The following is a 22,357-nucleotide window of genomic DNA, read 5'->3' as shown; positions in this document are numbered from 1 at the left end:
CTCCTTTTGTGCTCATTCTAGAATACTCATCTATTCGCGTTGCTGTGTATAAAGATAATTAAAGTATTTAGCTGAATTGCAACATATTATGTCGAAATGATAACTTGGTTTCGACCTTGTCTTTTGGCTTGATAAAGGGCGTCATCGGCTTGTTTAAATAATTGCTCGATGCTGTGTTGATTTTCAGGTGTGCAGATACAAACTCCAATGCTGATTTGGATGAAGAAACTTTGCTGTTGTTCATGTTCAATGGGTGTTTGGCTGATCTGTAGGCGAATTTTTTCAGCACAAAGATAAGCCGTGTCAGCATGGGTGTTGGTCATAAAGATAGCGAATTCTTCACCGCCTAAACGTCCGAGTAAGTCTTGTGGTCTGAGCAGGCTTTGAATGGTTTGCACGCAGCTTTGTAAAGCGCGATCTCCCATTTGATGACCATAGTTATCATTGACCTGTTTAAAATGATCAATGTCGAGCATCAGGAAAGCTGTGGTGTGACCTGATTGAGTTGCCTGTTGCTGGAGGAGTTGTACCGATTGTAGGAATTGACGTCGGGTTAGGCTTGAGGTGAGCTCATCATGCGCAATGGTGTGCTGTAGCTCCTGAATCAGTTTTGATCTCACCATATTAATGCTGGAAACGGTGAGTGGAGCAATCGTCATCATAATCAGCCCAAGGCGGATCGAAATGGCATTATTTAAAAATTGCTCTGGGTAAAGCAGTAGATAGTTTTGCGAGACATGATAGATCACAAAAGCACAGCTGATCGAGGTAATGATCGCCACAGAAAAATGGCGATAACTCAAGGCACACCAGATCAGTGCCGCAATTGGATAAAGCAAGGAACCAGGGCCTGCATCATAGTAGCCAATCGCGATTGAGAAAATAACAGCAAATAGCGGTAAGCTTTGTTGAACGGTCTGTGTTTTAAACTCTTTCAGTTGTTGTTTGAATTCACTCCAATATGGTGCGCTAATGATGGCCGGTAACAGCAGCAGCGCATTTTGAATTTCTGCAGTAAACCAATAACCAAAGTCGATCCAGAACGAACCTAAAGCAAATTTAGTATTGAATAGAGGAAGGGTGATTGCAGCAAAAGAAGAACTGGCCAATCCGCCAATACAGCAGAAACTAAATAGAAATAAATAAAAATAGCCATGATGCATTGAACGGATGAATGCATTAAATTTGATATATAGGGCCAATGTCGTGATGACATACAGCAAGTTTGCAGAGGTGAGGCAAATATTGAGTAAAAAAGGTGTATCTTGGGAAGTATCTGCGAGTAGATAACCCACAATTGCCCCGATGAAACTGATCGGATTGCGTGTTTGTGGAAAGCGAATCAGTAAACCAAGCAGAACAGAGTTGGCTGGCCAAAAAGAAGCGAGAAAAGTTAAATGTCTGGTCGCAATACCGAGTAGGCAGCACAGTAAAATCACCCCGCTAAAGAGTAGAAATAATTGTAACAGTGAGCGTGGTTTTAATGCTGTAAGAGCTATAGGCATTCTGACGCGTTTCTATGGGGAGCAAAGGTCGCGCTATTATATAAATTTTGTTTAAATTTTCATCATAAATTTGTATCAATGCAATGATTTAGTTCGTGCTGCAATATATTGAGGCGGGGCACTCAAAATTTAGATTTTTCACGACGTAGAAAAAAGAAAAAAATGATCAATATTGTTTTCTTGATTAGATAATTCGATTTTTAGGGGTGAATTAACCATGATCTTGGATATATCTGTAAATTTAAGGACAAAATCATCCGAAAGACTAAAGCGCATCAACTAGCATGAGAAATTAGAAATCAGGTACAATTGGCGGGATTAATTTTGTGTTTGGTGTATTTGAAGGCCAATACATACATTCTTTGTTAAAAATAGGCCTGCCAGGAGTTATCCCCGCATGAGTGCCATTACTCCATACGAATGGGCGATTATCGCCTTCGTGATCGGCGTTACATTTCTTTGCGTTTTTATGCTCACTGTTCCCTTACTCCTAGGGGGTAAAGCATGGGGACGTGCAAAGCAAGAGCAGTTTGAATCAGGTGTAGTTGGTGCGGGCGGTGCTCGTATCCGCTTGTCAGCCAAGTTCTATTTAGTTGCAATCTTCTTTGTGGTTTTCGATTTAGAAGCCCTCTATCTTTATGCTTGGGCAACTTCAGTTCGTGAAGTTGGTTGGGTTGGCTTTGCGACGGCTGCAGTCTTTATTTTAGTTTTATTGATCGGTTTAATTTACGAACTTTCTACAGGCGCGCTGAACTGGGCACCTTCAGATCGTCGTAAAGCGGCTGGAATTAAAACCAAAATTGGTTCGCCAAATATGAACATTGCTGACATTACGCGATTCAATAACATTGAAGAGTTAGTAATTGATCCTACTGGTCATATTCCAGCACAGTCTTCTGGTCGTGTTAAATCAAAAACACCGACTACATCATCATTTGAACAGGAGTAAGTCGGGATGAAATATACTTTAACCCGTGCGAATCCGGATGCAGATCAATATCCATTACAAGATCGTCAAATCGTTACTGATCCACTTGAAGAAGAAGTGAATAAAAGCGTAATGATGACGCGTCTTGAAGATGTGTTGCATACAGCGGTGAACTGGGGGCGTAAAAACTCTTTGTGGCCATTTAACTTTGGTACGTCATGCTGCTACGTTGAATATGCAACGACTTTAACTGGTGTACATGACTTGTCGCGTTTTGGTGCTGAGGTTATTCGTGCTTCACCACGTCAAGCGGACTTGATGATTGTTGCAGGGACCTGCTTTGTCAAAATGGCACCTGTAATTCAACGTTTGTATGAACAGATGCTTGAGCCTAAATGGGTGATCTCAATGGGTGCTTGTGCGAACTCTGGCGGTATGTATGACATCTACTCTGTGGTTCAAGGTGTCGATAAAATTATTCCTGTTGATGTGTACATCCCAGGTTGCCCGCCTCGTCCAGAAGCATTGATTCAAGCATTGATGTTACTTCAAGACCAAATTCAACTAGAGCGCCGTCCACTTTCAGCGGTTATTGGTGATGATCTTCAGCCTGTGTATAAGCCAAAGATGATGCCAGAACGTGACCGTAAAAATGCTGAACGTATTGCGGTGAAAAACCTACGCTCTATGGATGATATTAAATAATTTTGACGATGAGTTTTTGACATGTCCCGTGATGGGTATGGTCATCGGAAAAATTGCCAGAATTTGTATTAAATAGGAAGCCAAGCCAATGGCTGAAACTGACATTGCTATGCCAGAATCAACACCAGTTGATTCCCGCCCTGCATTTGCAATTGTAGAAGAGCTCAAAACCAAATTTGGTGAGAACTTCTACGTGCAGACGACTTTTGAAGAGTTTCCAACAGTCTGGGTTGAGCGCGCACGCGTGCAAGAAGTCCTTATGTTCCTCCGTAAAGTGGAACGTCCTTATGTGATGTTGTTTGACTTATCAGCGGTAGATGAGCGTTTACGTGTTCACCGTGATGGTTTGCCAGCATCTGACTTCACTGTGTTCTATCACTTGTTATCGCTTGAGCGTAATAGTGATATTCGTATTAAAGTTGCGTTGAATGAAAATGATTTAAGCATTCCAACAGCAACCAACATTTGGCCAAATGCCAACTGGTACGAACGTGAAGCTTACGATATGTTCGGTATCGATTTCGCAGGGCATCCAATGCTCCGTCGTATCTTGTTACCAACCTATTGGGAAGGTCACCCATTACGTAAAGAATATTCAGCGCGTGCGACAGAATATACGCCGTATATGCAAGACCAAGCAAAGCAAGATTTCGAACAAGAACACTTACGCTTTGTACCAGAAGACTGGGGTCTAAAACGCGGTAATGACGACGAAGACTTCATGTTCCTGAACTTGGGACCTAACCATCCATCTGCACACGGTGCTTTCCGTGTGGTGTTACAGTTGGACGGTGAAGAAGTGAAAGACTGTGTACCTGATATCGGTTATCACCACCGTGGTGTGGAAAAGATGGCTGAACGTCAAACATGGCATTCATTCATTCCTTATACGGATCGTGTTGACTACCTCGGTGGTTGTGCGCAAAACATGCCATACGTGATGGCGGTTGAGCAGCTTGCTGGTATTAAAGTACCTGAGCGTGCACAAGTCATTCGTGTGATGCTGAACGAATTATTCCGTATCAATAACCACTTGTTGTTCTGTGGTACAGCGATTCAGGATGCGGGCGGTATGACCCCTGTATTCTATATGTTCGCAGACCGTCAAAAAGTCTATGACATTGTTGAAGCGATTACCGGCTACCGTATGCACCCAGCATGGTTCCGTATCGGTGGTACGGCACACGACCTTCCAAACAACTGGCAAAAACTTGTTAAAGAATTGCTAGAGTGGATGCCGAAGCGTTTGAACGAGTACTACACTGCTGCGCTTAAAAACTCAGTATTTATTGGTCGTACCCGCAATGTTGCGCAATACGATGCTAAATCTGCGTTGGCTTGGGGTGTAACGGGTACGGGTTTACGTGCGACAGGTATTGACTTTGACGTTCGTAAATATCGTCCATACAGTGGTTATGAAAACTTCGACTTTGATATTCCAGTGGAATATGAAGGCGATGCATATGCACGTGTCTTGGTTCACTTCCGTGAAATTACGGAGTCGTTGAAAATTATTCAACAGTGCTTGGACAACATGCCATCTGGTCCATATAAAGCGGATCATCCATTGGCTGTTCCACCACCGAAAGATAAAACATTACAAGATATTGAAACCTTGATTACGCACTTCCTGAGCGTTTCTTGGGGTCCAGTGATGCCTGCGGGTGAGTCATCATTTATGACGGAAGTTGTGAAAGGTGCGAGTACTTATTATTTGACCTCTGATAAGTCAACCATGAGTTACCGTACCCGTATTCGTACTCCGACATTCACTCACCTACAGCAAATGCCATCAGTGATTAACGGCAGTTTGGTTTCTGACTTGATCATTTATTTGGCGACCATTGACGTGGTTATGGCTGACGTGGATCGCTAGGGGGAAACGATTATGATGATTTTGACTGATAAAAAACCTCGTGTGAATGTTGAAGGGATTTTGACTGCTGAAGAAATCCATGAAATTGAACATCACATTGGTCACTATCCGTACCCACGTGCAGCGTCGCTTGATGCGTTGAAGTGTGTACAAGGCCGTAATGGTTGGGTAGATGATGCGCAAATGAATGCAATTGCACAATTGCTGACGATTAGTGTGGCGGATTTAGAAGGCGTAGCGACGTTCTATAACCGAATCTATCGCCAACCTGTGGGTCGTCACGTGATTTTATTATGTGACTCAATTGCGTGCTTCTTGATGGGTTCAGAAACTTTAGCCGAAGCATTTCAGCGCGAGTTGGGGATTCAGTACGGACAAACCACAGCAGATGGTCGTTTTACCTTGCTCCCAATTTGCTGTTTAGGCAACTGTGATAAAGGTCCAACTTTAATGATTGATGAAGATACTCACGGTTTAGTGGAAGTATCATCAGTCAAACAGTTATTGGAGAAGTATGTATGAATACTGAACCAAAACCAATTTATGGCGACGGTAACCCAGAAACGCATCCACTCACTTGGCGTTTGAGTAAGCAAGAACACGTTCGTGTGGCTGATGATTACGAAGCACTCGAAGGTTATGCAGGCTTCAAAAAAGCGCTTAGCATGCCGCCAAAAGATGTGCTTGAAGTGATTAAAGCTGCAACGGTTAAAGGCCGTGGTGGTGCAGGTTTCCCAGCAGGGATCAAATGGTCATTGATGGCACCAAATGATGGCGGTCCTCGCTATTTGATCTGTAATGCCGATGAAATGGAACCAGGTACCTTTAAAGACCGTTTGTTGATGGAAAAACTTCCTCATCAATTGATCGAAGGCATGCTGATCGCTGGTTATACCCTTGAGGCAACCCACGGTTATATCTTCATCCGTGGTGAATATATCGAAGCTGCTCAATACTTAAATGAAGCGTTAGAGCAAGTTCGTGCCAAAGGTTACCTCGGTGAAAATATCTTGGGTACAGGCTGGAACTTTGAGTTGTATGTGCATACAGGCGCAGGGCGTTATATCTGTGGTGAAGAAACCGCATTGATTAACTCGCTTGAAGGTCGTCGTGCCAATCCGCGTACTAAGCCACCATTCCCGCAAGTTGCAGGGGCATGGGGCCGTCCAACGATTGTTAATAACGTTGAGACCTATAACAACCTGCCAGCGATCATGTTGCGTGGTCCTGAGTGGTACATCAATCTTTCTGCTGGTAAGTCGAAAGATCCTGGTACCAAGATCTATGGTGCATCAGGCAAAGTTAAATTCCCTGGTCTTTGGGAACTTCCATTCGGTACAACCGCGCGTGAAGTGATTGAAGAACATGCGGGTGGTATGCGTGATGGTCTCACTCTGAAAGCATGGTTACCAGGTGGTGCTTCGACTGACTTTTTAGCAGCTGAGCACATTGATCTTCCAATGGATTCTGAAACAATCATGAAAGCGGGTTCACGTTTAGGAACCTGTTTGTTGATGGTTGTGGATGAAACTCAATGTATGGTTTCTGCAACACGTAATTTAGAAGAATTCTTTGCGCGTGAATCATGTGGTTTCTGTACACCATGCCGTGATGGTTTACCTTGGGCAGTTAAAGCGCTTAAAGCACTCGAAGCAGGCGAAGGTAAGAAAGAAGATATCGATCACTTACAAGAACTTACTCGTAAATTGTGGATTGGTAAAACTTTCTGTGCTCACGCACCAGGTGCGATGGAGCCGCTTATGGGCGCACTTAAATATTTCCGTGGCGAGTTTGAAGCAAAGGTTAAAACCCATGCTCCTGCTCTAGACGTAGAACAAGCTTAAGGAATTCGACTATGGCTACAATTCATGTCGATGGAAAATCGTATGAAGTCAACGGTACTGAAAACTTGCTACAAGCATGTTTAAGCCTTGGCATCGACATCCCGTATTTTTGTTGGCACCCATCCTTAGGTTCTGTTGGTTCTTGTCGTCAATGTGCGGTGACTCAGTACGCAAATCCTGAGGACACACGTGGACGCTTGGTGATGTCATGTATGACACCTGCTGCCGACAATACCTATATTTCGATTGAAGACAAAGAAGCAACGGATTTCCGTGCGTCGATTGTTGAATTCTTAATGACCAACCACCCACACGACTGTCCAGTCTGTGAAGAAGGTGGTCACTGTCATTTACAAGATATGACCGTCATGACGCAACATGACCGTCGTCGCTATCGTTTTACTAAACGTACGCATCACAACCAAGAGCTGGGTTCGTTTATTGCGCATGAGATGAACCGTTGTATCGCATGTTATCGCTGTGTGCGTTACTACAAAGATTATGCGGGCGGTACAGACTTTGGTGTCTATGCGAATGCTTCACGCGTGTATTTCGGTCGTCCAGAATCAGGCACTTTAGAATCTGAATTCTCTGGTAACTTAACTGAAGTCTGCCCAACGGGTGTATTCACCGACAAGACGCATTCAGCACGTTATAACCGTAAATGGGACATGCAATATGCGCCAAGCGTATGTTTCGGCTGTTCTTCTGGTTGTAACATCTCTCCGGGTGAGCGTTATGGCGAAATCCGTCGTGTTGAAAACCGTTTTAATGGTTCAGTTAACCAGTACTTCCTTTGTGATAAAGGCCGTTTTGGTACAGGTTATGTGAACCGTGAAGATCGTCCGCGTCAACCGCAGTTCCGCAATGGCGAAACTGTTGCGACTGTGAGTGTGGATCAGGCACTTGATCAGGTGATCACTCAACTTCAAGGTAGGAAAGTGTTAGGTATTGGTTCACCACGCGCAAGCTTGGAATCAAACTATGCACTTCGCGAACTAGTTGGACAAGACAACTATTCAACAGGTATGTCTCAAAAAGATCAGAATCTGGTTGAATTGGCTGCATCTATCATGCAAACACAGGGGATCTATAACCCGAACATGCGTGAAATTGAAAGCTATGATGCGGTGTTGATCTTGGGTGAAGACTTAACTCAAACTGCGCCACGTATGGCTTTATCTGTTCGCCAAGCTGCGAAAAATAAAGCCAAAGAAATGGCTGCTGCAACCCGTACACCAGACTGGTTAGCTGAACCTGTTCAACGTATTGGTCAAGATGCAAAATCACCAATCTATATCCTTGCTGCGACGCAAACCCGTTTAGCGGATGTCGCAACAGGTGAAGTGGTGGCATCTCCAAATGACATCGCACGTTTAGGTTTTGCGGTTGCTGCTGCTGTTAAAGGCGAAGCACTTTCTGGTTTAGCGGATGATGCAAAAGCATTTGCGCAAACCATTGCGGATACCTTGAAAGCTGCGAAAAAGCCATTGATTATCTCTGGTACCAGCTTACAAGATACTGCAATCATGGAAGCTGCAGCTCAAGTTGCACAAAACTTAGGTGAACATGCTGGCTTGTCATTGACAGTTCCTGAAGTGAACTCAATGGGCTTGGCTCTATTTGGTGGCTTAAGTCTAGAACAAGCATTTGCACAAGATTATGATGCAGTGGTTGTCATTGAAAATGACTTAACTCGTCGTTTACCAGTGGCACAAGTGAAAGCTGCATTGGACAAGGCAGAGACGGTGATCGTACTCGATCATAGTGAAACTGAAACCTTGAAACTTGCGGATATCGTACTTTCAGCAGCAAGCTTTGCTGAGGGGGATGGTACTGTCGTGAGCCAAGAAGGCCGTGCACAACGTTTCTATCAAGTGTATGACCCAAGCTACTACAAACCTGAATATGCGATCAAAGAATCTTGGCGCTGGTTACATGCCATTGAGACGGGTCTTAAAGGCAAAGCAGTGGATTGGACCTTGCTTGATGATGTGATTGATGACATCGTGAAGAATGTTCCTGTGCTTGCTGCAATTGAAGACGTTGCACCAGATGCTGGCTATCGTATCCACGGTTTGAAAATTGCACGTGAACCACGTCGTTACTCAGGTCGTACCGCAATGCGTGCACCGTTATCGGTTCACGAACCGAAACAACCGACTGATCCTGACTCTGCATTAACGTTCTCTATGGAAGGTTATGTCGGGAATCAGACCGCATCGTCACTGGTACCTTTCGCATGGTCTGCGGGTTGGAACTCACCACAAGCTTGGAACAAATACCAAGATGAAGTGGGTGGTCACTTAAAAGGTGGTGATTCGGGTGTACGTTTATTCGATCGTTTAGCAAAACGTCCTGCACGTAGCTATGTAGCACCGTCAGTTGTTGTTGTGAATCCTGAAAGCTTCCGTCTTGTGCCAATGCACCATATCTTTGGTTCTGGCGAATTCACCATTAAAACACCTGCGATGGAGTCTCGTATTCCTGAAGCGATGTTTGCGGTGGGTGAGCAAGATGCGACACGTTTAAATGTTCAAGATGGTCAACGTATTACCGTGAAAGCGGGTGAGACGAGTATTAGCTTGCCAGTACAAGTGATCGAATATTTACCAACAGGTTATATTGGTTACCCAATTGGTTTAGCACCAACAGTTTCATTGGCAGAGCCTGTTTCTGTGGCGGTAGGAGTGTAATTCATGAATCAAGAAATTATACGTCAAACGCCACTTTGGGCTGAGAACTGGCCAATCGCTTATTCAGTGATTCAAGCTGTTGTGATCTTGCTAGTGGTGGTTTTGGTTGCTGCGTTAATGTCATTTATTGAGCGTCGTCTCTTGGCATTATGGCAAGACCGTTACGGTCCAAACCGTGTTGGTCCTGGGGGAATGTTCCAGATCGTTGCCGACATGCTCAAGATCATGTTCAAAGAAGACTGGACACCAAAGTTTGCTGACAAACTGACTTTTCGTTTAGCACCAGCAGTTGCAATGGCAACTGCGGTACTTTCATTCATGGTGATTCCAGTAAGCCCTACGCTGGGCGTTGCGGATATGAGTATCGGTCTATTGTTCTTTATGGCAATGGCGGGTATTGCGGTTTATGCCGTGTTATTTGGTGGTTGGGCGTCTAACAACAAATACTCATTACTCGGTGGTCTGCGTTCTGCTGCTCAAACGATTTCTTATGAAGTGTTCTTGGGTATCTCGTTGATGGGTGTAGTTGCGATTGCAGGCTCATTCAACCTTCGTGAAATTGTTGAAGCACAACGTGATATGTGGTTCATCATTCCGCAGTTCTTAGGTTTCTTGATCTTTGTGGTTGCAGGTGTTGCAGTAACGCATCGTCATCCATTTGACCAACCAGAAGCTGAACAAGAATTGGCGGAAGGTTACCATGTTGAATATGGTGGTATGAAGTGGGGGATGTTTTTCGTTGCGGAATACGTCAACGTGGTTTTAATCTCTGCATTGATCGTGACTTTATTCTTCGGCGGATGGCTTGCACCATTTAACTTAGAAATTCCATTTGTTCCACCATTATTCTGGTTCGTGATTAAAACAGCATTCTTTGTAATGATGTTTGTCTTGGCGCGTGGTTCGTTAATGCGTCCACGTTATGACCAAGTGATGAACTTTGGTTGGAAAGTTTGTTTGCCATTGGCGTTGGTCAACTTGTTAGTGACTGGTGCTGTGATTCTGATGAATCAGGCCTAGGACAGCAGGGAGTACAAAATGTATAAAATTCTAGCTGGCTTTGGATCGATTGTACGTTCGTTATGGATGGTATTCAGCCATGTAACGCGTAAACGAGACACGATCTTATATCCAGAAGTACCAGGTGAACAAATTGCGCCTCCACGCTATCGCGGTCGTATCGTATTAACGCGTGATCCAGATGGTGAAGAGCGTTGTGTGGCATGTAACCTGTGTGCGGTTGCATGTCCAGTAGGCTGTATTTCATTGCAAAAAGCGGAAAAAGAAGATGGACGTTGGTATCCAGAATTTTTCCGCATTAACTTCTCACGCTGCATTTTCTGCGGTATGTGTGAAGAAGCATGTCCAACGACAGCGATTCAGATGACACCAGATTTCGAACTTGGTGAATATGTACGTCAAGACTTGGTGTATGAGAAAGAAAACTTACTCATTTCTGGACCTGGTAAATATCCTGACTACAACTTCTATCGTGTTACTGGTATGGCTGTGAGCGGTAAAGAAAAAGGTCAAGCACAAAAAGAAAGTGCACCAGTAGATGTACGGAGCTTATTACCATGATGTGGCCATTTTATTTGATGGCACTTGTGGCCATTGTTTCGACAGTACGTGTGGTGACCAACACCAATCCTGTGCATGCATTACTTAGCTTGATCGTTTCTCTACTTGCGGTTGCTGGCATTTTCATGATCGTGGGTGCGCCGTTTGCGGCTGCACTCGAGATTATCGTTTATGCAGGTGCGATCATGGTCTTGTTCGTCTTCGTTGTCATGATGTTGAACCTTGGACAAGATACCATTGAACAAGAAAGCAAATGGTTGACTTCAGATGCTTGGGCTTTTCCTGCACTGATGAGCTTTTTATTGGGCTTAATCTTGGTGTGGATGCTCGGTGGTGAATACACCACGATTTCTGCGCCAATGGGTACAGAAGTCGTTGGACCTAAAGCAGTCGGTCAAGCACTATTTACTCACTATCTATTATTGGTAGAAGTTGCCGCGATGTTATTGCTTGCAGCACTTGTTGCAGCATTCCACTTAGGCAAACGTGAACCAGGTGCAGAAGAGGATAAAGAATAATGGGACACATCCCTTTAGAACATGGTTTGATCGTTGCAACCATCCTTTTTGCACTGGGCTTTTACGGTGTAATGGTGCGACGCAACCTTTTATTTATGCTAATGAGCCTTGAGGTGATGATGAATGCTGCTGCATTAGCATTCGTCTTGGCAGGTAGTGTTTGGGCTCAGCCAGATGGACAAGTCATGTTCATTTTGATCCTGACGCTTGCTGCAGCAGAGGCCTGTATTGGTCTTGCGATCGTCCTTCAGTTTTATCATCGCTTCCATCACTTGGATGTGGATGCTGCTAGTGAGATGCGCGGATGAGTACATTATATTTAACCGTTTTATTTCCGCTCATTGGTTTTATCCTTTTAGCGGCAGGACGTGACAAACTTTCTGAAAATGTAGCTGCCATTATTGGCGTCGGTTCAGTTGGTTTATCTGCGTTATTTGCTTTAATTGCGGGTCTTGCATTTACCAGCAGTGGTCAAACCGTTTTTGTTCAACACTTATGGACATGGTTCAGTGTGGGCGGTTTTGAGCCAGGTATCAGCTTGCACCTTGATGGCTTGTCATTATTGATGACCGGTATGGTGACTGGTGTTGGTTTCCTGATTCACATCTTCGCATCATGGTATATGCGTGGTGAAGAAGATTATGCGCGTTTCTTCTCTTATTTCAACCTATTCGTTGCCAGCATGTTGTTGTTGGTCTTGGGCGATAACTTGGCGTTATTGTTCTTGGGTTGGGAAGGCGTAGGTCTGTGCTCATACTTATTGATTGGTTTCTACTACTCAAACCCTGCAAATGGCTGGGCTGCAATCAAGGCATTCACTGTAACACGTGTGGGTGACGTATTCTTACTCATCGCATTGTTCTTGCTTTATCAACAATTTGGTACTTTGAATATTCAGTACATTGTTGAAAATGCAGCGACTGTGATGACGCAAAGCTCATCATTGTCAATCTGGACAGCATTGATGTTGTTCTTGGGTGCGGCGGGTAAATCAGCGCAAATTCCATTACAAACTTGGTTAGCTGATGCGATGGCTGGTCCTACACCAGTATCTGCATTGATCCATGCTGCAACAATGGTAACAGCGGGTGTGTACTTATGCTGCCGTATGTTCTCTGTGATGGAAATGGCACCAGAAGTAATGCAGTTCATCTCGATTACAGGTGCAGTAACCTTACTTGTAGCTGGTTTTGCCGCATTGGTGCAAACCGATATTAAACGTATCTTGGCTTACTCAACCATGAGTCAGTTGGGTTATATGTTTATGGCAGTGGGTGCTGAAGCATACCAAGCTGGTTTATTCCACATGTTGGCTCACGCATTCTTTAAAGCATTATTGTTCCTTTCTTCAGGTGCTGTAATTCTTGCATGTCATCACGAACAAAACATTTTCAAAATGGGTGGATTACGTCACAAGATTCCATTCGTATTCTGGTGTTTCGTGATCGGTGGTGGCGCATTGGCAGCACTTCCAATCGTGACTGTTGGCTTCTTCTCTAAAGATGCGATCTTGGGTGCAGTATATGCTCAATCGACCATTGCAAATCTTCCGCTTTACCATACTTTATACTGGGTTGGTGTTGCGGGTGCATTCTTAACGTCTATCTATACTTTCCGTTTAATCTGGGTGGTATTCTTCGGCGAAGAGAAAACCCATGCACATGCGATTCATGGCGTCACTTACTGGGGTCCGCTTGCGATTCTGGCTGCGTTATCAACAGGTATCGGCTACTTCCTGCAAGCGCCAGTTGCGAAATTATTGACTGCTGCAAGCATTCCAAGTTTTGTTGTTCCTGAGAGCTTAGAAGCAGCTGTTGCACATGCTGAACATTTAGCAAGTGGTGTTGCCCTCGCTGGTTTAGCTGTGGGTATTTTCTTGTTTGCTTTTGCATACGGTGCAGTAAAAGCTTTTGCTCAAACATCTTTGGGTTCAGGTTTAGCGCACATTTGCCGTACAGCATTTGGTTTCGATGCTTTGTATGACATCGTATTTGTAAAACCTTATTTATTGATTGCGAAAATTTTAGGTCGTGATCCAGTTGACGGTTTATGGTTAGTACTCCCTGCAATTGTGAAGGGTGGTAATAGCTTTACAAGTTCGCGTCAAACAGGTTCATTACGTGAATACGCTTCAAGCATGTCACTCGGTGTAGTGGTGTTATTGATGATCTTGATCGTGATTCAGGTTGTGGGGAAATAAAATGGAAAACAATTTAATTTTACCCGCACTGATTTTAGTTCCTTTCATTGCTGGTTTTATTTGTTGGTTAGTCGATAAATACGACCAACATTTGCCGCGCTGGATTGCCTTGATTGGTATGTTGATTACCTTCGGTTTGGGCATTGCATTGTGGCAAAGTGGTACATTTAGCTACGAGTTGGGCGGTAAAGTCCCGACTTGGGCAGCTGAATTCCATCTTCCATGGATTCAGACTTTAGGGATTAGCATTCACTTAGCAGTGGATGGTTTATCTTTACTCATGGTGTTGTTGACTGCATTGCTGGGTGTACTTGCAGTTGGCTGTTCATGGGGTGAGATTCAAAAGAACGTTGGTTTCTTCCATTTAAACTTACTTTGGAGTTTAGGTGGGGTCATCGGTGTATTCTTGGCGATTGACTTATTCTTGTTCTTCTTCTTCTGGGAGATGATGCTCGTACCAATCTACTTCTTGATTGCGTTATGGGGACACTCTGGGTCGAATGGTCGTTCGCGTGTTTATGCTGCAACCAAATTCTTCTTATATACTCAGATCGCTGGTTTGATCATGTTGATCGGTATCTTGGGCCTTGTGGTCTATGGATACATGATGACAGGCATGATCGGTTTCGATTACAACTATCTATTGGCTGTTGCGAACCATTTACCACCTGAAGTTGCTTATGCATTTATGCTGTGTTTCTTCATCGGTTTTGCGGTGAAATTACCAGTATTCCCTTTACACGGCTGGTTGCCTGATGCGCATGCGCAAGCACCAACAGCGGGTTCTGTAGACTTGGCTGGTATCTTGATTAAAACAGCTGCCTACGGTTTGCTTCGTTTCGTAATTCCATTCTTCCCGGCAGCATCAGCACAATTTGCTGATATCGCCATTATTTTGGGTCTGATTGGTATTTTCTACGGTGCATTCTTAGCGTATCAACAAACAGATATGAAACGCCTGCTTGCGTATACCTCTATTTCGCACATGGGTTTCATCTTACTTGCAATTTATGCAGGTAACATCCTGACGTTCCAAGGCTTGATGATCATGATGTTGGCGCATGGCTTGTCATCTGCTGCATTGTTCATTATGTCGGGTCAAGTGTATGAGCGTTTACATACACGTGATTTACGTTTGATGGGTGGTCTTCGTGGTCAGCTGCAATACTTGCCATTCTTCTTGATGTTCTTCGTTGCAGCATTGGTTGGTGTACCAGGTCTAGGTAACTTTATTGGTGAATTCCTGATTTTGATGGGTTCATTCAAATCTTATCCGGCTTTCACCATCATCGCAGCAGTGAGCTTGGTATTTGCTGGTCTTTATGGTCTGATCTTGATTCACAAGGCATTGTTTGGTGAACCAAACCCAGAGCAAAAACAGCACTATACCAGTCCGCTTAAAGATCTATCTGCACGTGAAGTCAGCATTTTGATGATCTGTGCAATCGGTTTGGTTTGGTTAGGTATTTACCCGCAAACATTCTTGGATATGTCTCATTCAAGCATGCAATGGTTAGTAAATAGTTATATGCCAGTACAAGAAGTTGTCGAAACTGTTCAACAGGCAGCAACTCAACTTGAACATGTGGAGATGCAATAAATCATGAACTTCACAATTTCTTTTTCTGAGCTAATGCCCCTTGCTCCCGTGATGATTGTGGCTTTGACCGCAATCGTCGTGATGTTACTGACTGCGATTAAGCGTAATCACAATCTGATTGCGACAACGTCGGTTATCGGTTTAAACCTAGCTGCGATTTATATTGCATACACCATGTTTAGTGGGCACTTTGCACCAGTAAACGTGATGGGCATGTTTATGGTTGATCCATTTACCATGCTCTATCAATTCCTGATTTTGATTGCTGCCTTAGCGTGCTGTACTTTATCTCATGCTTATATTGAGACCTATAAGGACAACCGCGAAGAGTTGTATATCTTGCTACTGTGCTCAGTCACTGGCGCAATGTTATTGGTTTCAAGCTCACACTATGCCGCATTCTTCATCAGCTTAGAGTTGATGTCGATTCCTGTATACGGCATGTTGGCGTATACCTATCAACGTAGCCAGTCTTTGGAAGCGGGGATTAAATACCTCGTACTTTCTGCGACTGCTTCTGCAATGTTGCTCATGGGTATGGCTTATATCTATGCATACACAGGTTCATTGTCATTCTATGACTCTGTTCAGGCATTGTTTACTGCAATCAAACAACCAATGGTGTTACTGGGCTTAGGTTTAATTACCTTTGCTGTTGCATTCAAACTTTCACTTGCACCATTTCATAAATGGACGCCAGATGTGTATGCAGGTGCGCCAGCGCCTATGGCGACCTTCTTGGCAACGGCTGCGAAAGTTGCAACGATTGGTTTATTTGTACGTTATTTACTGACTTCTGGTGCAATCTTGGTTGAATCATTAGTTACAGTGATTACCATCATTGCGGTACTGTCGATTGTCGTGGGTAACTTACTTGCAGTTCGTCAAGTTAACTTGAAGCGTATTTTGGGTTATTCATCGATTGCACACTTCGGTTATTTGTTGATTGCTTTAATTAGCATGACTTATGCAAGTCTGGGTAGCGTTACTGTTTATGTGATTACTTATGTACTTACAACAATCGGTGCCTTCGGTGCAGTTGCATTAATGTCGAGTCCGTATAACAACGTCGATGAAGCACAAAGTCTTGCAGACTACCGTGGTTTGTTCTGGCGTCGTCCGATCTTGACTGCAACATTGACTGTGATGATGTTGTCTTTAGCAGGTATTCCATTAACAGCAGGCTTTATTGGTAAGTTCTTGGTGGTGATGGCTGCAGTGACAACGCAACACTGGTTCTTGGCTGCAATGATCGTGGTGGGTAGTGGTATCGGTTTATACTACTATTTACGTGTGATGGTCGTAATGTATATGACTCCACCAGATGTACCACGTATTGATGCGGATGCGCATTGGGGTAGTAAAGTCGGTGGTCTTATGGTGCTTGCTGCTGCGTTATTAGTGTTGGTGATGGGTGTTTATCCAGATCCAATGATTAACTTGGCATTGAAGGCAGAGATCCTTTCTCCATTGCATTTTATGTTGTCTCAACAACAGTAATCGTCGGATTTGTACAAAAAAGCCTCCAAAGTTGGAGGCTTTTTTATTGATGAGTAAAAAAACACTTTATAATAGAACGAGATTAATATTACCTAGGTACTCATTCGTGTCGATTCAAGAAATCCGTCATCCGCTTATTCGCCATAAACTTGGTTTATTACGTCGTTCAGATATTAGTACCAAGAATTTTCGTGAATTAGCGCAAGAAGTCACGATGTTACTGACTTATGAAGCAACAAAGGATCTTCCTGTTGTTGATCATGAAATTGATGGGTGGGCAGGGAAAGTCTCAACTCAGCGTATCGCAGGGAAGAAAATCACCATTGTTCCGATCTTGCGTGCTGGTATTGGGATGCTTGAAGGTGTGCTTAGTCTGATTCCAAGTGCAAAAGTGAGTGTCTTAGGTTTAGAGCGTGATGAAGCAACTTTAGAAGTGCGTACTTACTATAAAAAGTTAGTCCCTGATGTTGCAAATCGCTTGGCCATGATTATTGATCCGATGCTTGCAACAGGTAACTCTTTAATTGCTGCAATTGATGTATTGAAAGCAAGTGGTTGTAAAGATATTCGTGTTATGGTTTTGGTTGCTGCACCAGAAGGTGTTGCGAAAGTAGAAGCTGCACATCCTGATGTTTTGATCTATACCGCATCGATTGACCAAGGTCTGAATGAGGAAGGTTACATTGTTCCAGGTCTAGGTGATGCTGGCGACAAGATTTTTGGTAGTGTTCAAAAAGACTGATTTTTGAAACATTCATAAAAAGAGACTTGATCTCATCCTGAAGCTGTTTTGAGGGTAGATTGAAAGTCTCTTTTTTATTTTTATATACTGTGATAATCAGATTTACGAAGTAGGATAAATGTCATGAAGCAAGAGTTCTATCAGGGAAAAATTAAACAATATAATCCAGACAAAGGCTTTGGCTTTATCGGGACCTCTGAAGGGGATGTGTTTTTTCATATTTCAGAATATCCCGCTGGCGGTGAGCCGAAAAGAAATGAAAAAGTGAAATTTGTGGTTGTTGAAAATGACGGGAAGTACAAAGCCACAAAGATTGAGCTTGTTGATCCGAATCCAGCGAAAACCAGAAAAACTAAAATAGCGACGCACAATAATTCGATCACATCAGAGTTGTTATCTAACTTCAGACGCTAATTTTTCTGGTTTGATTTGAACTCGTTTTTAAAGTTCAAGAGAAAAGAGGCGTTGAGCCTCTTTTTTTTATTTAAGATCTTATACGATCACCTCCTGACTGGTCTATTGTGGCGAATCAACCATTGAATGAAGTTTAAGAGGCAAAAAGTATTTCATCGGTAATTGAGCTAAAAATAAATTATGTAAATTCGCGGCATAAGATTTTTATATTCATTGAATAAATGGGTGTTATTTTGTTAATGATTTTTATTATCATTTGATAATTTGTCTTATATACTGTGGTCAAATTTTTATCGGGGTTTGGTCACTTGAAAAAGAATATATTATGTTTATCTCTTATTGCTTTACCAATGTGTGCTGTTGCTGAAGACAATACAGTTTTACCAACGATTACGGTAAAAGCTGATCAACAAGATCGTTATGCTGCTGGTAAGCTTAAGAAAAACTCAAATTTGGGTAGCTTGGGTAATAAATCTAGTATTGATACCCCATTTTCTGTCACGACTTATTCGGATGAGTTGATTCAAGATCAGCAAGCCGCGACTGTTTCAGAAGTATTAAGAAATGATCCAAGTATTCGTGAAACAACCAATGCTGGACATTTAAATGAAAATGTTCAGATTCGTGGTTTTAGCGTTGGATTTGAAGACTATAACCTAAATGGCTTGTTTGGAATGGCACCGACTGGGCGTATTCCTACAGATATTCTTGAGTCAGTCACTTTATTAAAAGGCCCAAATGCTTTAGTTGCTGGGATGGCACCAGCAGGTAGTGTGGGTGGCATTGTAATGGCTCAGACTAAACGAGCTAACAGAGAGCTGACTCAGGTGTCAGCAATTTACGAAGATGGAGGGTATTATAAGTCAGGTTTTGATGTATCCCGTCGCTTGGGCGCAAATAATAAATTTGGTATTCGAGCAAGTGGTTCTTATGGCACAGGTGAACATCTTATTGATGGAATGGATGATACCAATGCAACAGGTGTGCTTGCACTTGACTATACCACAGACACATTAAAGCTAAACTTTGATGCATATGCGATGCGAGATGATCGTGAAGGTGGTTCACCGGCAATGGTCTCAATGGGAACAATCAAGCAAGTAATTGCAGCTCCAGATGGCAATAATAACTATTTTCCAAAAATTGAAGGAAAGCAGAATAGCCAATATGCTGGGCTCTCTGGAGAATACAAGTTCAGTCCAGATTTAAAAGTGTTTGCAGGGGGTGGATATACTGAAAAAGAATATTCAGGTCATCTTTTTGGTACGCGCATGATTGTGCAAAATGCTGAAACAGGTGCTGCAAAATCTCAATATTATCGAGTAGGGACTCAGGAACACAATGTTGCTGCAAACACGGGTCTTGAAGCAAAGTTTGAAACAGGAAGTATCAAACATACTGTTGGTGTTCGAGCAGATTATTTAACGCGAAAATATTGGCAGCATGGCGCAGCAACAGTGTCTGCTTTTGATACTAATTTATATGATCCATTAAACACTGGAGCAATGCCAACTAGCTATCCTAAAATAGTACCTTATGGGGACAACAAGTATGTAAGCTATACTTTGACTGATCAAGTTTCAATGTTGGATGATAAGTTACAGTTGATTTTAGGTGTGCGCTATCAAGATATTGATACCAAAAACTTATTCAGAAAAACGGATTACTCCGCTGATAAGGTTTCACCAAGTATAGGTATCGTTATTAAGCCTTTTGCTGAAAATCTTTCTTTTTACGCGAGCTATGTTGAAGGCTTATCTGAAGGCATAACAGTTTCTGATATCAGTTATCCAACCGCGAAAAATAAAGGTGTAACTTTAGCACCTTACCAGACTAAACAATATGAAATTGGTGCGAAGCATCAAATGGGCTCTTGGTTAAATACTTTATCACTGTATCAAATTGAAAAACCAGAAGCTTATTTAGACAGTGTTACGTCAATCGTTAAAGATGATGCTGAAACTCGTTCACGTGGGATCGAGTGGTCATTCTCAGGCGATATTACTGAGGATTTAAGCTTGCTTGGTAATCTCGCTTATATCGATGCTGCATATATTAAATCTGGAACACCAACTCTTGAAGGAAAAACAATTTATGGCGTACCAGATTTCACTGTTGGTTTGGCCTTAGATTATAAGATTCCTCAAGTGAATGGTTTAAGCGTAAATACGCGTGTGACCTATGTGAGCAAACAGTATTTAAATAATACCAATACTTTAGAATTACCTGATTACACTATTTTTGATTTAGGCGCGAAGTACAAATCTAGAATTGGTGGCGTAGACACAACTTTTAGAGCAAATGTTGATAATGTTGCTGACAAAAAGCATTGGGCTGGTGTATTTAATAATGATTACGCCATTATTGGTGCAGGTCGTACGTATAAGTTTGGTGTGAGTTTCGATTACTAAATTGAAATAAATAAGAAAACGCTTCCAATCAGAAGCGTTTTTATTTTTCAATAAATTAAACTTGATCTTCGCAGAACTGCAAAAAGGCTTTTAGCCCAGGTCCTTGATACTTCTGACGATGTACGAGCATGTATAGTGGGCGAGTTAATTCCCAGAAAGGGGTATCGATAATCACCAACTGACCTTTTTCTTGTAGCGGTTCAATTGCGAGTCTAGAAACACAAGACATGCCTAAACCACCCGCGACAATTTTTAAGATTGCTTCATTATGACCTAAGGTCAAACGGATATTAGCATCAGGAAGGTCCTGTAAAATGGCATTGTCAAACACTTCACGAGTACCTGAACCTTCTTCACGCAAAATCCATTCAACATCATTAAAATCAGTCGGGCTGATTGGGCGGTTCAACTGCGCTAAGGGATGATCAGGTGCGCAACAAACAGCTAACTCATCATCACGCCAATGGATGCATTGCAATTGGGGTAAGTGGCAAGAGCCTTCAATTAAAGCTAAATCCAGTTGAAATTGATTAACGGCTTCAATCATTTGGCGGGTATTGCCGACTTGTAATTGTAAATGGGCTTTGGGGTGACGTTGTAAAAAGTCAGCCATCAAATCAGGCATTAAATAATCACTGATAGTGAGCGTTGCACCTAAACGTAGGTCTATACTTTGTAATTCACCCTTGGCTGCTTGTTCAAAAGAATCACAACGACCCAAAATTTCTAAAGCTTGAGGGAGTAAAAAACGTCCCAAATCATTGAGTTGTAATCGTTTACCCAAACGATCAAAAAGTGGTGCGCCTAGACCATCTTCTAAATCTGCTAAAGCCATACTTGCCGCACTTTGTGTAAGTCGGACAGCATCGCTCGCTTTGGTAACAGTTCCTTCTTGAGCGACCGCCACGAAAACAGCCAACTGGCGTAATGTCATGCGCATGTTAAATAGCCTTAATGTTTTGAGTATCCATCAATTATTCGATCATGCTAACATGAGCCTACTGTTTCGTGCCACGTTCAAATCATGTCAATTGAAAAATTTAGCTTAGAAAAGGTTTTGTCTGTACACCGTTGGACTCATAATTTGTTTAGTTTTACGATGACCCGACCAGCTCATTTTAAATTTACCGCAGGCCAGTTCGCGCGTATTGGTTTAATGGTTGAAGGGGAACTGATTGTTCGTGCTTATTCAGTTGTATCTTCACCCTTTGATGAAACTTTAGAATTCTTTTCAATTGTTGTTCCAGATGGGGCATTTACCTCAAATCTGCAGCATCTAAAAGTAGGTGATGAGCTTTATCTTGAAAAAATCTCTTATGGATATTTAACGTTGGCACGTTATCAGCAGCCTTTGCCGCAGGATTTATGGTTATTGGGTACTGGTACAGGGTTAGCGCCATTTTTATCGATGCTGCAAGACTTTGAAACATGGAGCAAATATCAGCAGATCAATTTGATATATAGCGTACGTACTCAATCTGAGCTGGCTTATGTGGAGCGGATTCAAGAAATTGCGGCGCTGTTTGGCGAGGGTCATTCAGGGTTTAAATTTATACCGATTATCACACGCGATCCAAAAGCAGCCCTACATGACCGTTTACCAGTTTTAATTGCCAATGGTGAATTAGAAAAAGCAGTGGGTCTGCCTTTTAATCAAGATAGTAGTCATGTGATGCTATGTGGTAATCCGCAAATGGTGGAAGATACCAAAGAGGCGCTGAAGCGACGTGGTTTAATCATGAATCGCCGTGGCGAAGGCAATATTGCGGTAGAGAATTATTGGTAATGAGCAGCTTTGCCTTGATGAGGATAGCTTAAAGCAGAGGGTGAGAGGATA

General features: G+C 42.8%; 19 protein-coding genes. 17 read left to right on the top strand and 2 right to left on the bottom strand.

Going from position 1 to position 22,357, the window contains the following annotated elements:
- Positions 1-86 precede the first annotated feature (86 nt).
- The gene (locus F909_RS08750; RefSeq protein ID WP_005151253.1) at positions 87-1,505 is read right to left on the bottom strand and encodes a GGDEF domain-containing protein; all 1,419 of its coding nucleotides are present in this window, start codon (positions 1,503-1,505) and stop codon (positions 87-89) included.
- Between the two features lie 397 nt (positions 1,506-1,902).
- On the opposite strand from F909_RS08750, the gene ndhC reads away from it, so the two are divergent.
- The 16 genes from ndhC (at position 1,903) to F909_RS08830 (ending at position 20,520) form a co-directional block, all read left to right on the top strand.
- On the top strand, positions 1,903-2,454 hold the full coding sequence (ndhC, locus tag F909_RS08755) for an NADH-quinone oxidoreductase subunit A (protein WP_005151251.1): 552 nt from the start codon (positions 1,903-1,905) through the stop codon (positions 2,452-2,454).
- 6 nt (positions 2,455-2,460) lie between these two features.
- Positions 2,461-3,138, top strand: coding sequence for a NuoB/complex I 20 kDa subunit family protein (locus F909_RS08760; protein WP_004655450.1), 678 nt, complete (start codon positions 2,461-2,463; stop codon positions 3,136-3,138).
- Positions 3,139-3,226: 88 nt separating this feature from the next.
- Positions 3,227-5,014 (top strand): NADH-quinone oxidoreductase subunit C/D, encoded by a 1,788-nt coding sequence (gene nuoC, locus F909_RS08765; protein WP_004804769.1) that lies wholly within the window; start codon positions 3,227-3,229, stop codon positions 5,012-5,014.
- Between the two features lie 12 nt (positions 5,015-5,026).
- On the top strand, positions 5,027-5,536 hold the full coding sequence (gene nuoE / locus F909_RS08770; protein WP_005151248.1) for an NADH-quinone oxidoreductase subunit NuoE: 510 nt from the start codon (positions 5,027-5,029) through the stop codon (positions 5,534-5,536).
- Positions 5,533-6,858 (top strand): NADH-quinone oxidoreductase subunit NuoF, encoded by a 1,326-nt coding sequence (gene nuoF / locus F909_RS08775; protein WP_005151246.1) that lies wholly within the window; start codon positions 5,533-5,535, stop codon positions 6,856-6,858. The genes nuoE and nuoF overlap by 4 nt, the downstream gene beginning before the upstream one ends.
- 11 nt (positions 6,859-6,869) lie before the next feature.
- The gene (gene nuoG, locus F909_RS08780) at positions 6,870-9,554 is read left to right on the top strand and encodes an NADH-quinone oxidoreductase subunit NuoG (RefSeq protein WP_005151244.1); all 2,685 of its coding nucleotides are present in this window, start codon (positions 6,870-6,872) and stop codon (positions 9,552-9,554) included.
- Between the two features lie 3 nt (positions 9,555-9,557).
- Positions 9,558-10,574, top strand: coding sequence for an NADH-quinone oxidoreductase subunit NuoH (gene nuoH / locus F909_RS08785; protein WP_005151242.1), 1,017 nt, complete (start codon positions 9,558-9,560; stop codon positions 10,572-10,574).
- 18 nt (positions 10,575-10,592) lie between these two features.
- Positions 10,593-11,135: an NADH-quinone oxidoreductase subunit NuoI gene (gene nuoI / locus F909_RS08790; protein ID WP_004655439.1), complete on the top strand. Its 543-nt coding sequence runs from the start codon at positions 10,593-10,595 to the stop codon at positions 11,133-11,135.
- The gene (gene nuoJ / locus F909_RS08795; RefSeq protein WP_171061079.1) at positions 11,135-11,653 is read left to right on the top strand and encodes an NADH-quinone oxidoreductase subunit J; all 519 of its coding nucleotides are present in this window, start codon (positions 11,135-11,137) and stop codon (positions 11,651-11,653) included. Before nuoI ends, nuoJ begins: the two co-directional genes overlap by 1 nt.
- Positions 11,653-11,961, top strand: coding sequence for an NADH-quinone oxidoreductase subunit NuoK (nuoK, locus tag F909_RS08800; protein WP_004638057.1), 309 nt, complete (start codon positions 11,653-11,655; stop codon positions 11,959-11,961). The genes nuoJ and nuoK overlap by 1 nt, the downstream gene beginning before the upstream one ends.
- Complete coding sequence (gene nuoL / locus F909_RS08805) at positions 11,958-13,853, top strand: NADH-quinone oxidoreductase subunit L (protein WP_005151239.1); 1,896 nt, start codon at positions 11,958-11,960, stop codon at positions 13,851-13,853. Before nuoK ends, nuoL begins: the two co-directional genes overlap by 4 nt.
- A gap of 1 nt (position 13,854) precedes the next feature.
- A complete protein-coding gene (gene nuoM / locus F909_RS08810; protein WP_005151238.1) occupies positions 13,855-15,453 on the top strand; it encodes an NADH-quinone oxidoreductase subunit M in 1,599 nt (532 codons plus the stop codon).
- Between the two features lie 3 nt (positions 15,454-15,456).
- Positions 15,457-16,953, top strand: coding sequence for an NADH-quinone oxidoreductase subunit NuoN (gene nuoN, locus F909_RS08815; RefSeq protein WP_005151235.1), 1,497 nt, complete (start codon positions 15,457-15,459; stop codon positions 16,951-16,953).
- 106 nt (positions 16,954-17,059) lie between these two features.
- Positions 17,060-17,695 carry a uracil phosphoribosyltransferase gene (gene upp, locus F909_RS08820; RefSeq protein WP_017402053.1) on the top strand — a complete coding sequence of 212 codons (636 nt, stop codon included), beginning with the start codon at positions 17,060-17,062 and terminating at the stop codon, positions 17,693-17,695.
- 123 nt (positions 17,696-17,818) lie between these two features.
- Positions 17,819-18,109, top strand: a complete 291-nt coding sequence (locus tag F909_RS08825) for a cold shock domain-containing protein (RefSeq protein ID WP_004804787.1) — start codon at positions 17,819-17,821, stop codon at positions 18,107-18,109.
- Between the two features lie 350 nt (positions 18,110-18,459).
- Positions 18,460-20,520: a TonB-dependent receptor gene (locus tag F909_RS08830; RefSeq protein ID WP_005151233.1), complete on the top strand. Its 2,061-nt coding sequence runs from the start codon at positions 18,460-18,462 to the stop codon at positions 20,518-20,520.
- A 55-nt stretch (positions 20,521-20,575) separates the two neighbouring features.
- On the opposite strand, the gene gigC is transcribed toward F909_RS08830, so the two are convergent.
- Positions 20,576-21,460: a LysR family transcriptional regulator GigC gene (gene gigC / locus F909_RS08835; RefSeq protein ID WP_005151231.1), complete on the bottom strand. Its 885-nt coding sequence runs from the start codon at positions 21,458-21,460 to the stop codon at positions 20,576-20,578.
- Between the two features lie 84 nt (positions 21,461-21,544).
- Here gigC and F909_RS08840 point away from each other — a divergent pair, with 84 nt between their 5' ends.
- Positions 21,545-22,306, top strand: coding sequence for a ferredoxin--NADP reductase (locus F909_RS08840; protein WP_005151228.1), 762 nt, complete (start codon positions 21,545-21,547; stop codon positions 22,304-22,306).
- Positions 22,307-22,357: the final 51 nt, after the last annotated feature.

The organism is Acinetobacter sp. ANC 3929 (assembly GCF_000369405.1).
Taxonomy (GTDB): Bacteria; Pseudomonadota; Gammaproteobacteria; order Pseudomonadales; family Moraxellaceae; genus Acinetobacter.
The sequence above is the reverse complement of the archived record's forward strand: the minus strand, read 5'-3'. Positions and strand labels throughout refer to the sequence as shown.